At 63.1% G+C, this 15,643-nt stretch carries 12 protein-coding genes and 1 pseudogene; 6 read left to right on the forward strand and 7 right to left on the reverse strand.

Annotated features, from left to right (window positions below):
* Positions 1-199 precede the first annotated feature (199 nt).
* The 3 genes and pseudogenes from PTE31013_RS06010 to PTE31013_RS06020 all read right to left on the reverse strand — a co-directional run.
* Positions 200-946: pseudogene (locus tag PTE31013_RS06010) on the reverse strand (ABC transporter permease); the annotation flags it as partial.
* On the reverse strand, positions 943-2,025 hold the full coding sequence (locus tag PTE31013_RS06015; protein WP_150611903.1) for an ABC transporter ATP-binding protein: 1,083 nt from the start codon (positions 2,023-2,025) through the stop codon (positions 943-945). The pseudogene PTE31013_RS06010 and the gene PTE31013_RS06015, both read right to left, overlap by 4 nt.
* 30 nt (positions 2,026-2,055) lie before the next feature.
* Positions 2,056-3,195 (reverse strand): ABC transporter substrate-binding protein, encoded by a 1,140-nt coding sequence (locus PTE31013_RS06020; protein WP_246173968.1) that lies wholly within the window; start codon positions 3,193-3,195, stop codon positions 2,056-2,058.
* Positions 3,196-3,542: 347 nt separating this feature from the next.
* Here PTE31013_RS06020 and PTE31013_RS06025 point away from each other — a divergent pair, with 347 nt between their 5' ends.
* The 3 genes from PTE31013_RS06025 to PTE31013_RS06035 all read left to right on the forward strand — a co-directional run bounded on the left by PTE31013_RS06025 (position 3,543) and on the right by PTE31013_RS06035 (position 7,051).
* Positions 3,543-4,826: a glucarate dehydratase family protein gene (locus tag PTE31013_RS06025; RefSeq protein ID WP_150611905.1), complete on the forward strand. Its 1,284-nt coding sequence runs from the start codon at positions 3,543-3,545 to the stop codon at positions 4,824-4,826.
* Between the two features lie 65 nt (positions 4,827-4,891).
* Entirely contained in the window at positions 4,892-6,067 is a 1,176-nt protein-coding gene (locus PTE31013_RS06030; RefSeq protein WP_246173914.1) for a porin, read from the forward strand.
* A 237-nt stretch (positions 6,068-6,304) separates the two neighbouring features.
* A complete protein-coding gene (locus PTE31013_RS06035) occupies positions 6,305-7,051 on the forward strand; it encodes a FadR/GntR family transcriptional regulator (RefSeq protein ID WP_130026933.1) in 747 nt (248 codons plus the stop codon).
* A gap of 78 nt (positions 7,052-7,129) precedes the next feature.
* Here the strand turns inward: PTE31013_RS06035 and PTE31013_RS06040 are convergent, their stop codons facing one another.
* Both PTE31013_RS06040 and PTE31013_RS06045 read right to left on the reverse strand, forming a co-directional pair.
* The gene (locus PTE31013_RS06040; protein ID WP_150611906.1) at positions 7,130-7,774 is read right to left on the reverse strand and encodes a trimeric intracellular cation channel family protein; all 645 of its coding nucleotides are present in this window, start codon (positions 7,772-7,774) and stop codon (positions 7,130-7,132) included.
* Positions 7,771-9,039: a M20 family metallopeptidase gene (locus PTE31013_RS06045; protein ID WP_150611907.1), complete on the reverse strand. Its 1,269-nt coding sequence runs from the start codon at positions 9,037-9,039 to the stop codon at positions 7,771-7,773. Before PTE31013_RS06045 ends, PTE31013_RS06040 begins: the two co-directional genes overlap by 4 nt.
* 354 nt (positions 9,040-9,393) lie before the next feature.
* On the opposite strand from PTE31013_RS06045, the gene PTE31013_RS06050 reads away from it, so the two are divergent.
* The gene (locus tag PTE31013_RS06050; protein ID WP_150611908.1) at positions 9,394-10,599 is read left to right on the forward strand and encodes an MFS transporter; all 1,206 of its coding nucleotides are present in this window, start codon (positions 9,394-9,396) and stop codon (positions 10,597-10,599) included.
* Positions 10,600-10,735: 136 nt separating this feature from the next.
* Here the strand turns inward: PTE31013_RS06050 and PTE31013_RS06055 are convergent, their stop codons facing one another.
* Complete coding sequence (locus tag PTE31013_RS06055) at positions 10,736-12,349, reverse strand: methyl-accepting chemotaxis protein (protein WP_150611909.1); 1,614 nt, start codon at positions 12,347-12,349, stop codon at positions 10,736-10,738.
* A 73-nt stretch (positions 12,350-12,422) separates the two neighbouring features.
* The gene (locus tag PTE31013_RS06060; RefSeq protein ID WP_150611910.1) at positions 12,423-12,821 is read right to left on the reverse strand and encodes a porin family protein; all 399 of its coding nucleotides are present in this window, start codon (positions 12,819-12,821) and stop codon (positions 12,423-12,425) included.
* Positions 12,822-12,983: 162 nt separating this feature from the next.
* On the opposite strand from PTE31013_RS06060, the gene PTE31013_RS06065 reads away from it, so the two are divergent.
* Both PTE31013_RS06065 and pdeR read left to right on the forward strand, forming a co-directional pair.
* On the forward strand, positions 12,984-13,151 hold the full coding sequence (locus tag PTE31013_RS06065; RefSeq protein WP_150611911.1) for a Rid family hydrolase: 168 nt from the start codon (positions 12,984-12,986) through the stop codon (positions 13,149-13,151).
* Positions 13,152-13,629: 478 nt separating this feature from the next.
* Positions 13,630-15,633, forward strand: coding sequence for a cyclic di-GMP phosphodiesterase (gene pdeR, locus PTE31013_RS06070; protein WP_150611912.1), 2,004 nt, complete (start codon positions 13,630-13,632; stop codon positions 15,631-15,633).
* Positions 15,634-15,643: the final 10 nt, after the last annotated feature.

Genomic DNA, 15,643 nt, shown 5'->3' on the forward strand with positions numbered 1-15,643 from the left:
GTCGTCATGAAATCTCCGTTCTGCGCGGCCAGGGGGCTGGCCAAATGCTTGTTGGTGGCGCTCATCCCTTGCCTCCCGTGGTCGGACCGCTATAGAACGCCCGGCGCGCGCCGAGCATCCCTGCCACGATCAGCAATTGCACAAAGCCCATCACCATTGCCACGCACGACGCCAGCGAGTAGTCGTAGCTCTCGAACGCCGCTTCATACGCCGCAATCGACACCACGCGCGTGGCACCAGCCGGCACGCCAAGCAACACCGCCGACGGGAACACCGAGAACGCTTGCACGAACGACAGGCACGCCGCCATCGTCAGTCCCGGCACCAGCAACGGCAGATAGATCAGGCGGAACTGTTGCCACGGACCCGCGCCGAGCGTGCCGGCCGCACGCGCGAGCGTCGGATCGATACCCGTCACATACGACAGGATCAGCAGGAACGCGAACGGGAACCCGGAAATCACCAGCGAAATCAGCACGCCCCAATAATTGTGCGTCAGGCGAACCTCGTCACTGTACAGATGCAGCGCGTGCAATGCCTGCGGGAACCAGCCGTTCGGCCCGTAGTACGTGAGCATGCCATCGGCGATCAGCACGGTGCCGAGCGTGACGGGCACGACGAGCAGCATCGTCACGAACCTCGTTGCGCGCGTGCTTTTGCGCAGCGCGAAGGCGGCCGGAATCGACGCGCCCACGTTGATCAACGTGGACGGCACGGCGAGCTTGAGCGTGATGAGGACCGTCGGCCACAGCGTCGGATCGGTGAAGAACTTCAGATAGTTCGCGAAGACACCGCCCTCCATTGGCTGGAACGACAGGAACAGGCCGTACGCGAACGGGTACACGAACATCGCGAGCAGGCACACGAGCGCCGGGGCGACGAGCCAGCCACGCCCATCGAAGCGCGCGGCCGGCCTAAGCGAGGGGGAAGACACGGCGGCACTCATGCGCGCTCTCCGGCGTAGACGAGCGTACGCTCGGCCGGCACGCACAGCGGCACGCGCTCGCCGATGGCATAGTCGCCCGGCAGGCGCGCATACAGCGGGCCGAACGGCGACGCCACGCGCAACAATGAATCGCGGCCACCGTATTCGACAGTCTCCACGACCGTGTCGAAGGCGTTGTCGTTAGCGGCCTGCGCGCGCTCGAAGTCGTCGGGACGAATCGCCACGCTGACCTTGCCCTCGCTGCCCGGCGACTCCATGAGCACACCGTCGAACGACGCGCCACCGCGCGACACGCGCGCGTGATCGCCTTGCGCCGAGGTGATCGACACGTCGAACACATTGCGATAACCCATGAAGCGCGCCACATGCAGGTTGCGCGGACGGCAATACACGTCGCGCGGCGCACCGATCTGCTGCACAACGCCCTCCTTCATCACCACGATGCGGTCGGCCATCGAAAGCGCTTCATCCTGATCGTGCGTGACGTAGATCGTGGCGCGGTCGAGTTCGCCGTGAATGCGACGAATCTCGGCACGCATCTCGATGCGCAGCTTCGCGTCGAGGTTCGAGAGCGGTTCGTCCATCAGCACGACGGGCGGCTCGATCACGATGGCGCGAGCGATGGCCACGCGTTGCTGCTGCCCGCCGGAGAGCTGGCCGGGCAGCTTGCGCTCGTGCCCCACGAGCTGCACGAGTTGCAATGCCGCACGGGCTCGCTTTTCGATCTCCGCACGCGGCATGCCGCGCATGCGCAGGCCGAAGCCCACGTTATCGAGCACGCTCATGTGTGGAAACAGCGCGTAGTTCTGGAAGACCATGCCGAAGCCGCGCTTCTCGCTCGGCAGCACGTCGATGCGCTCGTCGTCGAGCCAGATGGCGCCGCCGGTCAGCGGCGTGAGTCCGGCAATGCAGTTGAGCGCGGTGGACTTGCCGCATCCCGAAGGCCCCAGCAACGCGATGAATTCGCCTCGCTCGATGGTCAGGTCCAGGCCGTTCAGGGCGGCCACGGACTGACCTTCCGCGTTGGTGAAAGCGCGCGCCACGCTATCGAGGCGCAGGTGTTGAAAGTTGTGCTTCATAGACGACTCCGATCCCTCTGATCCTAACGGTCACTTCGATTTCAGCGAACCGATCTCGGCATCCCACTTCTGGAATGCGGCGACCATCGCCGTCGCATCGAGCGGCACGGCGTGCGGGAAGTCGGCGATGAGCTTCGCGTATTCCGCACGGCCATACTTCGCGATCACTTCCTGGCTCTTGGCCGGCGCGGCGGACAGCGCGACATCCTTCACGGCGGGCCCCGGATAGAAGTAGCCGTCGTCGTAGGTCATGGCCTGTTGCGCAGGTTCGAGCATGAAGTTGATCAGCTTGAGGATGACGTCCATCTTCTCTTTCGGCACGCCCTTGGGCACCACGATGTAATGCGCATCGTTGACCCACGTGAATTTGTCGAACGCCTGCACCTTGAAACTCGCCGGCACGATGCCGAGTGCCCTCGGGTTGATGTCCCAACCTGTCATGGTCACCGTCATGTCACGACTGCCCTCACCCAGCTCCTTCATGACCGCCGACGTACCGCCCGGGTAGTACGGAATGCATGAGTCGAGTTCCTTCAGGAACGCCCACGTCTTGTCCCAGCCCTTGACCGGATCGTGCGGATCCTTGTCGCCCAGCAAATACGGCAACCCCATGAGGAATGCACGCCCCGGGCCCGAGTTGGCCGGACGCGCGTAAATCAGCTTGCCCGGGTTCGCCTTGCACCAGGCGAGCAGTTGGGCGGGCGTCTTCGGCGGATGGTTCACCTTGGCCGGGTTGTATTCCAGGAGCGGTCCGCCCGGACTGTACGTCACGGTAAGACCGTAGCCCTTCGAGAGTTCCTGCATCGCGCGCACGTTCGGCGCGTATTTGTCGAGCACCCCCGGCAGCTTCGCACTGTAGTCGGGCAACAGGCGCTGCCAGAGGTTTTGCTGGAGGCCGGCGGCAAGCGCATCGGTGCCCGTGAGCACGATGTCGATGTCGGAGCGCCCGGCGGCTTGCATCGCCTTGATCTTGCCCGGCAGTTGCGGCGCAGGTGCATTGGTGAACGTGATTTTCGAGACGAGATCCGGGTACTTGTCGCGGAAGGCTTCGAAGCCCTTCTGCGTGAGTGCGAGGTTACCCGCAACGTCGACGACGTTCAGCGTGATCGGCGCGGCGATTGCGGTATTCGCGATGCCTCCCAATGCGGCCGCACATGCCAGTGCGCCCATCGTGCGTTGCCAGAATCCTCTGCGACTAAAGGCCATGCTGTCTCCTCGTTGTGTTGAATTTCTCGTAAGTCATCATATGACTTGAGTGGTGAATTTGCAATCATGAGACACGCTGAAGCGCCTCAGAGATTTCCCTATGAGATTCCGATGTTCTTGTTTAATTAGGCGTTTTTCGGCGATTTCGACAGTCTGTCGCGCCGTTCGTACGGGATTACACCGATAGAGAGACGCCCCATCGGTCACCTAAATTACAGCAAGTCATACGATGACGTAAAAGTAGTCCACCAAACGCAATTTGCGTTTCCGTTCCCTGGCCTGCTCCCTTCGGAGCCGGAGGATGAGTCGCTGTGAAAATTCACCGCATCACGATCACCCCCATTGCGTTTCGCGACCCGCCGCTGCTCAACGCGGCCGGCATTCACGAGCCGTATGCGCTGCGCTCGATCATCGAGATCGAGACCGATAACGGACACGTGGGACTAGGCGAAACCTACGGCGACGCGCCGGTACTGGCGTTGCTGGAAAGCACCCGAGCGCATCTGATCGGCATGGATCCGTTCGACACCAACGGCCTGCGCGCCCGCGTCGCGGCGGTGGTGCGCCAGGGGGTGCGCGGCGAGCGCGTGGAATACGAACTCGCCCCGGGCACCGATCCGCGCAAGGACGCCGAGAAGATCTACTCCGCGTTCGAGGTGCCCTTCCTCGATCTGCAGGCGCGGCATCTGGGCATCCCGCTGGTCGAACTGCTCGGTGGCGCCGTCCGTCCAGAGGTGCCTTACAGCGCGTATCTGTTCTTCAAGTACGCGCAGCACATCGACATGCCGGCCACCGGCTATCCGGTCGACCCGTGGGGGGAAACGCTCAACGCCGAGCAACTCGTCGCCCAGGCGCGCACGATGATCGACGCCCACGGCTTCGGCAGCATCAAGCTCAAGGCCGGGGTGCTCGCGCCTTCGGAAGAGGTGAAGTGCCTCAAGGCGCTCAAGCGCGCGTTCCCGGACACGCCGTTGCGCATCGATCCGAACGGCAACTGGTCGCTCGCCACCGCGATCGCGATGGGCCGCGAACTCGCCGGCGATCTCGAATACTACGAAGATCCCACGCCCACCCTCGAGGGCATGGCGGAACTGCATCGTGCCACGGGCATGCCGCTCGCCACGAACATGGTGGTGACCGACCTGCGGCAATTCCGCGAGAACGTCCGGGTCAACGGCGCCCAGATCATTCTTTCCGATCACCACTACTGGGGCGGGTTGCGCGACACGCAACTGCTCGCGCGCATGTGCGAGACGTTCGATCTCGGCCTGTCGATGCACTCCAACTCGCACCTCGGCATCAGCCTGATGGCCATGACGCACCTGGCCGCCAGCGTGCCGCGCCTCTCGTACGCCTGCGACACGCATTACCCGTGGCAGGCGCCCGACGAGGAAGTCGTACGCGGCGGCAAGATCGCCATTCGCGATGGCGCGGTCGCCGTGACCCAGGCCCCGGGGCTCGGTCTCGAGATCGATCAGGACCAGTTGGCCAAGTTGCACGAACAGTATCTGCGTTGCGGACTGCGCACTCGCAACGACTCCATCCAGATGCGCAAATACCAACCTGACTGGAGCGGCAGGGCACCCCGTTTCTAGTTCCCATGAGCATGCAGCAACGTTTCAAGCGAAGTCCAAGAGAACACACCACAAGAGGAGAAGACGTGAGACATTCGAAATTGTTTGCCGGGCTGGTATTGGCCGGACTGGGCGCTGGCGCTGTCCCGGCGTTTGCGCAGACGAGCGTAACGCTGTACGGGATCGTCGACGATGCCGTGACCTACAGCAGCAATCAGAACGGCAAGTCGAACACCTATTTGCGCAGCGGTAATCTGGCAGGTAGCCGCTGGGGCCTGCGCGGCACCGAAGATCTCGGCGGCGGCACCAAGGCGCTGTTCCAACTGGAGAACGGTTTCGACCTCAACAATGGCGCGCTCGGCACGTCCGGCTCGATGTTCAATCGTCAAGCCTTCGTCGGCCTGAAGAACGACCGGCTCGGCACGGTCACGATCGGCCGCCAGTACACGCCGTACTACCTGATGGTCGGCACCATCGGCCCGACCACCTACGTGACGGGCGCGACCGGTGCACACCCGGGCGATATCGACGGTCTCGACACCACCATCCGCATCAACAACTCGGTGACGTACACGTCGCCGGTGATGTGGGGCGTGACGGCCAGCCTGCAATACGGCTTCGGCGGCCAGGCCGGCGCGTTCAGCAAGGGCAACACGTATTCCGGCGCGCTGCGCTACGACGGCGGCCCGCTGTCGCTGGCCGCCGGCTATCTGCGCCTGAACAACGTGGGCGGCAGCGGCGCGACGTGGAACGGTGCGTCGACGGGCACGCCGGGCACGTCTTCGCTCAACCAAGGCTATGTCACCGCCGATGTACTGCAACACATCGCCGTGGCCGGCATCTACACGATCGGCAGCGTAACGTTCGGTGCGACCTACAGCAACGTGCAATACAAGCCGGGGGCGGCGTCGCTGTTCCATGACACCGCCATCTTCAACACGGCCGGCGTGCATGCGTCGTGGGTCGTGTCGCCGCAGTGGCGTCTGGCAGCGGCATATAGCTACACGGCGGCCTCGAAGGCGAACGGCATCACCGATGCCGCCACGTACCATCAGGTCTCGCTCGCGCAGGTGTATTCGCTCTCGAAGCGCACGTCGCTGTATGCGCTCGAAGCGTGGCAACACGCCAACGGCAAGTCGCTCTCGGCCAATGCCGCAAGCATCATCAACGCCGGCCCGGCGATCGGCGATTCGCAGAACAGCACGCCGTCGGCGACGAGTTCGCAGGTGGTCGGCATGCTGGGGATTCGCGTCGATTTCTGACGCCGGTCCGCCGGTAGGAAAGCTGTCCGGACCGGCGCCGTGCGCGTGCCGGCCCAGGCAGTCATGAGTGGTCGCGAGAAGTCGCACGAGGTCGTGCTTTCGACCGCCAATGCCCGGTATTGATTAGGGAAAGGCATTGGCGGTCAATTCTTATCGGTTGTCGTATGTATGCGACCGGCGATAAGGTAGACTGGGGGGGTTCTGTCGTCACCCATTATTCCAACCAACGCCATGTCCATGACCAGTCCGTTGCCCGCACGTCCTCGCCGCAAGTCTCGCAGCCTCACGGAAGAGGTCGTGAGCGCCTTGTCCGAGCAGATTCGCAGCGGCACGTTCCGCCCGGGCGACAAGCTGCCGACCGAGTCGGCCATCATGGAAAGCCTGGGCGTGAGCCGCACGGTGGTCCGCGAAGCGATCTCGCGACTGCAAGCCGCGCAACTGGTGGAAACACGCCACGGCATCGGCACCTTCGTGCTCGAAGCGCCGCGCGAGAATTCATTGCAGGTTGACACCAACCGCATCCTCACGATGCTGGACGTGATGGCAATCCTGGAGCTGCGTATTTCGCTGGAGACGGAAGCGGCGGGGCTGGCGGCGAATCGCCGCACCGACACGCAGCTCAAGCTCATGCGCCAGGCGCTGGACGACTTCGAGATGCACGTGCGCCAGCGCACGGGCAATGCGGTGACGGCCGACGTCGCATTCCACCTGCAGGTGGCAAACGCTACCGGCAACCGCTATTTCCACGACATTCTCGAACAGCTCGGCAACACGATCATTCCGCGAACGCGTGTGAATTCCGCCGAGCTCGCCGACGACGACCAGGTGTCGTACCTCAATCGCGTGAATCGCGAGCACGAAGACATCTACAACGCCATTGCTCGACACGACCCGGAAGCGGCGCGTGCGGCCATGCGCACGCACCTCACCAACAGTCGCGAACGTCTGCGCCGCGCGCAGGAATCGGCAGGCCCGCAAGGGTAACGTCGCGGCCCGGGCACGCGCACGGCGCATTTGGCGGACGGCTTTCGCTGTCGCGACTGTCGGCTGTCCCGCTGCGCGCTACTCGCCGTCCGTGCCGTTGACGGCACGTGGCTTGCCGAATACCGGCAGCCCCCAGCCAAAGCGCAGTGACGCGAGTCGTAGCGCAACGCAGGCAAATGTGGCGAACCACGGCGTCCACCAGTCTGTCCATCCCGCATAGAAGAAACCGACTTGCACCCCCGCGCCGATGAGCGCCGCCGAGGCATAGATTTCCCGAGCCAGGATGGACGGCACGCGCGATAGCAGCACATCGCGAATGACGCCGCCACCGACCGCGCTCACGATTCCCAGCAGGATCGCCGGTTCGGCACTGTGGCTGAACGCCAGCACTTTCTGTGCGCCCGAGACGGCGAACAGACCGAGTCCGATCGCGTCGAAAAAGAGCACCGGCTGGCGCATTCGACGAACCGGCCCGTAAGCGGCGATCACCACGGCGGCCGCCAGCAGCGACACCGCGAGATAGCGCCAGTTCGAGAGCCCGGTGGGCGGAATCGCGCCGATGCAGACATCGCGGATGATGCCGCCACCACACGCCACGAGAAACGAGACCGCCGCAATCCCGAACAGGTCGAGGCGCCGTTGGCGCGCCGCGACCGCACCGCTCAGCGCGAAGGCAAAGGTCCCGATCAGGTCGAGGACGAGATAGACGGTGTGAGAATTCATGCCGCTGCGTCGTGGGGGGCGAGCCAGGCGCCGGCGGCGCAGAGCATGGCTTCCAACCCGGTGCGCAGCGTCGGATCGATGACCGGCGCGAATTTCGGTGAATGATTGCTCGGAATCTCGTTCACTCGCTTCGCCGCGACGGCATGCCGGAAGACCTCGGGATCGGTTCCGCCGACAAACCAGAAGGCATACGGGACGTCCCATTCGCGGCCAAACACGCTGAAGTCCTCGCTGGCCGCTGCGGGCTGGGTTTCATAGACGCGCTCGCCGAAATGGGCTTCGAAGGCGGCAAGCAGGCGCTCATGCGTCGCGGCGTCGTTGACCGTGAGCGGGTAGCTCGACAGCGTCGTGAATTCCGGGTCGCGCGGGGCGTTCGAGGCCGCGCACTCCGCGCAGCAGATGCGACGGATCGCACCGAGCATGTAGTCGCGCACGTCTTCGTCGAACGTGCGCACGTTGAGCTTGAGCGTCGCGTCGTCGGGAATGATGTTTTCCTTCGTTCCCGCCTGCAGGGCCCCGACCGTCAGCACCGCGCTGTCGCGTGGCGAAATTTCGCGCGACACGATCGTTTGCAGGCGCAGCGTCGTGGACGCCGCCATGATGACCGGATCGATCGACGTCTGGGGCTGTGACCCATGCGAGCCGCGGCCGAACAGTTTGACCTTGAGACTGTCGCCCGCGGAGAGAATCGTGCCACTGCGACAGCCGACCGTGCCCGCCGCACCGACCATCACGTGTTGGCCCAGAATCACATCGGGCTTCGGAAAGCGCCGGGCCATCCCATCGTCCATCATGCTGCGCGCGCCGCGGGCAACTTCTTCTCCGGGTTGAAAGACGGCCATTAGCGTGCCGTGCCAGGCATGGCGATGTTCCGCCATCAGGCGCGCGATGCCCATCAGCCAGGTCACGTGCATATCGTGACCGCACGAGTGTGCGACACCGACCTCGACGCCATCCTCATCCTTGGCGCTCACCGTGCTGGCATAGGGCAGCCCGGTGGCTTCGGCCATCGGCAGGGCGTCCATGTCGGCACGCAGCATCACCGTCGGCCCCACGCCGTTGCGAAGCACGGCGACCACCCCGGTCACGCCCACGTTGCGAGAAACTTCGTAGCCGAGCGGCTCGACGTAGTCCGCAACGATCTGCGCGGTGCGCACCTCCTGCATCGACAGTTCCGGATGCTGGTGAAGGTCCTTGTAGATCGCCTCGAGTCCCGGCAGGAGAGCGTCGATAGCGCCCGTCATGGTTTCGATCAGTGTCGACATGGTTGCCTTCCACGGATTTTGGTAATCGCTGGCGCGCGCCAGCGTCGGGTTCCGGCTCTGAGCGCAAGTCTTCATTGTAGAGAAGACTTCACACGCTTTCTAGCGGGACAACCGGCCGCACCTGCCGTGAGGCGGATCACAGTGCCGTTTCGTCCTGCAATGCTCGGCGGCAGCGGGAGCCGCACTCGCACTCGCGCCATGGTGGCGTGGAGATTTCGGCAATGTCGACGATTCCAGCGATTCCGGCGATTGCATTGGCCGAAAGCTCGCCGGCCCGCTACCCTACGGAAGGTGTAACCGATGGAGCACGATCGGGCACACCCACGTGATCCCCCGGCTCCCTGGAAAAGGTCCATGTCAACGAACCCGCGAACGAAGGTGCTGCAACAAATCCCCCGTAGCGTGTGGATACTCGGCTTCGTGAGTCTGTTCATGGACATTTCATCCGAAATCGTCCACAGCCTCTTGCCAATGTTTCTGATGGCAAGTCTCGGCGCCAGTGCAACGACGATTGGCGTTATCGAAGGGATTGCCGAAGCGACTGCCCCGATCGTGAAGGTGTTCTCAGGAACGCTCAGCGATTACCTGGGCAATCGCAAGTGGCTCGCGGTCGTGGGATACGGTCTCGGGGCGATCAGCAAACCGTTGTTTGCCATCGCCCCCACGATCGGTGTTGTCGTGACCGCTCGCGTGCTCGATCGTATTGGCAAGGGCGTACGCGGTGCACCGCGTGACGCGCTGGTGGCCGACATCACGCCAGCGCATCTTCGGGGCGCGGCGTTCGGCTTGCGACAGGCGCTGGATACGGTGGGGGCTTTCCTGGGGCCGTTGCTGGCGGTTGTCATCATGCTCGCGGGATCTGACAACTTTCGGCTGGCGTTCTGGCTGGCCATGATCCCCGGCGTGATCGCCGTCGCGCTGCTGACGTTCGGCATTTCGGAGCCCGCGCACGCCCCCCACACCCAGCGCGTCAATCCGGTTCGCTGGGAGAACGCGAAGCGGCTTGGACGCCAGTATTGGTGGGTGGTCGGCATCGGTGGCGTCTTCGCGCTGGCGCGGTTCAGCGAGGCATTCCTTGTGCTGCGGGCGATGGGCAGCGGCGTGCCTGTCGCATGGGTGCCGCTGGTGATGGTGGCGATGAACGCCGTCTACGCGCTGTCGGCATATCCGTTCGGAGAACTCGCCGACCGAATGAGCCACACCCGATTGCTCATCGCGGGTCTTGTGATGCTGTTCGCCTCTGACATCGTGCTCGCGCATGGCACGCATTGGACCGTCCTGCTCATCGGTGTCGCCCTTTGGGGATTGCATATGGGCATGACGCAGGGACTCCTGGCCACGATGGTCGCCCACACGGCCCCGGCGCAACTGCGGGGGACGGCGTTCGGCATTTTCAATCTCGTCAGCGGCGTCGTCACGCTCGGGTCGAGCGTCATTGCCGGCATGCTGTGGGATCGCGTTGGTGCCATGGCGACCTTTTACGCCGGCGCCGGCTTTTGCGTGCTGACGGTGCTGTTGCTGTTGTCACGACGTGGCGCCGCACGTCCGTCAGACAACTAAGGCCATGGCGGGGGCAACGCGAATCAAGCTACGAACCGCCCCGAACCTGCCCCGACGGCACATGTCGAGCAACGATGGTGACATCGTGTCGGGATGGACGCTCGACGCTCACGTTGCCCCACCGCAGCGGTTCCCCCTAAGCGGCTCGACTTTCGGGGGCCAAATCGAAGATCTCGACAGTCGATTGCAGGATGACGGACTGCTCGCTCAACGACTGCCCGGCCGCCGCCGCCTGTTCGACGAGCGCCGCGTTTTGCTGGACGTCGGCATCCATCAAGCCGAGTGCCCGATTGATGCGTTGCAGGCCACTGTTCTGCGCCTCCGATGCATCGGTGATGTTCAGTATCAGATCGTTGACCCGCTCGACCGACTGGCCGATCGATCGAGTCGTCTCACCCGCACGTTCAACGCGCATTCGGCCCGCCTCGACTTGCGCCGATGCGTCGGTGATCAGGGCCGCTATTTCGCGTGCGGCCGTCGCCGTTCGCTGTGACAGAACGCGAACTTCTGCCGCCACGACAGCGAAACCCCGCCCCAGCTCACCCGCACGTGCCGCTTCGATGGCGGCGTTGATCGCCAGGATATTTGTTTGCGCGGCAATGCCGTCGATCAGACGCGAAATCTCAGCGATTTTTCCCGAATTTTCAGCGGCGGACCGAATCGCAGCCACCGCGTCGGCCATTTGGTTGCCACCCTCGCGTACCATCGCCGCGGTTTCGCTGGAAATTCTCCTCGCGTCCTGGCCGAGCGCGGTATGGCTCGCGACCGCATCGCTCAGCGCGCGCAATTCCGCCACCGAACGCTGCAAGGCAAACGCCGTCTGTTCCGTTCTCTGCGACAGGTCATCGTTGCCCGACGCGACCTGTGCCGTTGCCGCAGTCAGCTCCCGCGCCCCGCGATCGATGCTGGAGACGATCTGCACAAAGCTCGCGCGCGTCATGTTGAGCGCCCGCACAAACGGCGCGAATACATCGGCGACGCGCATGTCGAACTGCGCCAACAAGTCGCCGGAGGCGATCCTGTAGAGGTGGTCCGTGACGTGAGTGACCGGGTCGACGAACTGCCGCGCGAATGATCGACCGTGCAGGACAATCGCGATCATCGCGCAGATGAACGCTCCCCAGGCAAACTCGAGCGCAGTGGCAGACACGGGTTCGCCTCGCGCATGTCCATCGGCCCACGGACCGATGCCCGGTGTGAGCGCGGCAAGCGCCGCGAAAAAACAGAAGGCAACCGTCCACAGTGAGGCGCTTCGTTTCGCGCGCCCGAGCGTGCCGATCATCCAGCGCATGCAGCGAGCGGGGAACCCTTTCCTGACGAGACGTCCTTGCGCGATGAAGTACTTGTCGCCGCCCGGCCCGTTCAGCGTTTCAAACATGCGTTGCGTGTGCTCGACCATCGACGAAGGCACCGGGGTGCGAAGTGATGTGAAGCCGATCAGCCGGCCGTCGATCCAGCGGGGCGCAACGCTAGTCATCGTCCATAGGCGCTGGCCGTCGCGGCACAGGTTGACGGCCACGCCTTCCCAGCGCTTTCCGGCATCAATGGTCTTGCGCACGTCCATGAACGCCGCGCGCGGGCTTTCCGGGGGCACGAGCTTCGCATAAGGTTGTCCGATCAGATCCGCCACTTCGTATCCGAGCGCGCGAGCAAACGCGTCGCTCGCGTAGGTCACGTTGCCTTTCAGGTCCGTGCGCGAGATAAGAATGCCTTCCGCAGCAATGGTCCGAGAAATCGATGTCTCACTCATATGGATGTCCGCCTTCTGCCATTCTGGAATGCACACCTCGTTGTGGCATCCTACGAATCGCCGTTTGTCTCACTTATGAAACGAGTGACCATATATGTAACGGCGAAGATGGGTAGAACTTGAGGCGGAAGTCTGCAGTCCCTGCCTTGGCGTTTCCGGATATGGGTGCAAAGGGCGGGTTGTGCTGGGCCGATGCCCCCCCCTGGGATCCACGGCTTTGCGAACCCTCTCGGGACTGGGCACACGCAGACAACTGCCGGCGCGAACTCGACGGCGACTTGTAGTAGATCGGCGCGAACTTTGCATCCCCCACCGCTTTCTGGAAAATGCCGACGATGAAAACGCCCGTTCGCTTCGAGAGAAACCAGTCGACGCCCACGTCCACCTGATACCACGCCGGTTTCTTACCGGTCGGCGCATCGTGGCTGTCCGTATCAATGTGGCCGAGACCTGCGGGAACCGTCGGCGTCACGAAATATGTCGCCGTGGCTTCAAAGTTGCTGAGACGTCAGATGGCGCCGTCCGACGGGCGTCGAACGTCCACTGTGACCTTGGGCGTTCAAGTGAGAGAGGCGATTTTTCAGTTGACGGAGCAAATGTCGTTGCCTACAGTGACCGCGCACCACTACTACCGATGATCGACATTGCGGACATCCCGTTGATTGACAGCGTCTACCGGGAATTCTTCAATACGCCCTATCCGAATCGTTCGAGTATCGCCGCGAAAGCGCTCGTCGTGCCCGGGATGCGTGTGGAGATCGTCGCCTACGCCGTCCCCTCCCACTGCCCCCCGCTGACATGAGCCGCCCAGCCGCCGACGAAATGGGTCGGCAAGCACGCGACGCAAAAACGAAGCTTAGGAAGGCCGATTGTCGCCCTCCATCGCCAGCGTCATCCGCCCCCCAGAGGGGCTCTCGATCCCAGGCTTCGGCCCGCACTGAAGCACATTTCGAACCCGGCTTACGTTACAGTGGACTCCAAATTCGATCCTGTCGGCTCAATACCGCCTGCGAGCGGGGAAGCCAACCGACGCCGCGCGGTTGGCTCGTCCCCCATTCGGACGTTGAAACCCACGGATATAGTTTGATAAGATCGAAAAAACGTAATTGTTCAATGCACCCTGCGCGACTGCCCGGTCGGCGCAAGCCGGGCCGCTAATCGGCGAGAACAGATGCGCATCAAGCTTTGCCGTCAATGGCGGAGCATATGACCCGGCGCGGCAATGGGTATCTGTCACCGAGCGCCGTCTAACTTGTGCGATTTATTGGCGGGTCTCGTCCATGCATGACGAAAACGACGGTGAAATACTCGAAGTCCACCTTGGCACGCGCAGTCCTTACTGGCGCCTGGGCGTCGACAGCAACGCGCTCGAGCTTGCCGCCGTTCGAGGCTTGACGAACGTCGCCGTGGCACTTGATTCAGCGCAGGCCGCGAAGATCCGCAGCCTGACCGGCGTCACATCCCCGTTTGAACTCGAGATCGCACTGTTCGGCGACCCGTTGCGCCTGCACATGGTTGGAAAGAAACTCGATGCCACCCATTGGGCCGGCACCGCATCCGCCTATTCGGATACCCGCTCCGTCGCGCGCGACCTCGCGCAAGGTCTCGCCTTTGCCGAACAGGTCGTCTCCGAAGTCAATTCGCTCGTCGTGGTGCTCAACCGCCACGGCATTCTCCAGCGTTTCAACCGCCTGGCCGAAGAAGTCCTGGGCAAACGCGAGGAGGACGTCATCGGCAGGAGCGCGTTCGAGCTGTTCATGACCGAAGAGCAAGGCGCGAAGTCGAGCAAGAACATCACGGGTTTCTTTGAAAACGACAAGCCCTTCGCTGTCGAGCGCTACATCAATACGGTCAACGGCCCCCGTCTTTACCAGTTTCGCAATAAGTTCGTGCAGAGCGGCAGCGGGGTCGACGAGCGCTTCCTGATCTGCTCTGGCGTCGACATCACCGAGGAGCGCAACGCGCAGGAGCGCCTGACCGTGCTCGCGAATACCGACGTGTTGACGGGGCTGCCGAACCGCCATGCCGTCACCGAGATGATCCGCGCCGCGCTGGCCAGCGGCACGGACGAGACGCCGCGGCAAGTCGGCATCCTGTTTCTCGATCTCGACAATTTCAAGCACGTGAACGATCACTATGGACATATCACCGGCGACCGCCTGTTGTCCCAGGTGTCCATGATCGTCAGGAACTGTTTGCCCGAATGCGCGACGCTCGCCCGTCTCGGCGGCGACGAATTCCTGGTGCTGTTCGAGGACGCAACGCTCGAACTCCTCGAAGACACCGCGAAGACCGTCATCGACCTGTTCGACACGTCGGTTCGCCTGGACTTGATGGAGGTCTACACGAGCTGCTCGATCGGCATCACGATGTATCCGCAACACGGCGACACCATGGAGACCCTGGTCCGTAACGCCGATACAGCGATGTACGTTGCGAAGGAAGCGGGAAAGCACACGTATCGCGTGTTCACGCAGGAGATGAACCAGAAGGTCGCGAAGGCGATGTGGCTCGATACGAATCTTCGCAAGGCGCTCGAGGAAAATCAGTTCGTATTGCACTATCAGCCGCTCGTCGACATCGCGACCGGTGACGTAACGAGTGTCGAGGCATTGATCCGCTGGCAATCCCCGGAGCGGGGACTGGTCTGGCCGGGCGAGTTCATTCGCCATGCCGAAGAGTTCGGCCTGATCGGGGCGCTCGGACGCTGGGTGATGGAAGAGGCAGCCAATCAGGTCATTCGGTGGCAGGCAAAGGGCTTGAATATGCGCGTATCGATCAACGTGTCCGCGCGTCAGTTGAGCGACGGTAACGTCGCGAACCATTTCGGCGAGATCTGCGAGCGCGTCGGACTGAAACCGGGCCTGCTCGACATCGAGCTGACTGAGAGCTGCTTCATCGAGGACGAGGGCCGCGTGCGGCGGCTGATGGAGCAGTTCCGAAAGCTCGGCGCGCGGATTTATCTCGACGACTTCGGCACCGGGTATTCGTCGCTTGCGCAGCTCGCGCGGCTGCCGTTCGATGTGATCAAGCTGGACCGAAGTTTCGTGACCAGCGTCGACAGCGACACGAACGCCCAAGCGCTCGTGTCTTCCGTATTCACGCTGGCAAGAGCACTGGGGTTCTCGGTGGTGGCGGAAGGGGTCGAGACCACCGCCCAGGCGGCCTTCATTCGACAGGCCGGGATCGAGTATGCGCAAGGTTTCCTCTACGCGAAACCGATGCCCGCACCGGATCTCGAGGCCTGGGTACTCGAAAAAAGAAAGCTCAGGCTGATTGCCTGAGCCTTCCCGA

The sequence above is a fragment of the Pandoraea terrigena genome (assembly GCF_902459705.1).
GTDB lineage: Bacteria > Pseudomonadota > Gammaproteobacteria > Burkholderiales > Burkholderiaceae > Pandoraea > Pandoraea terrigena.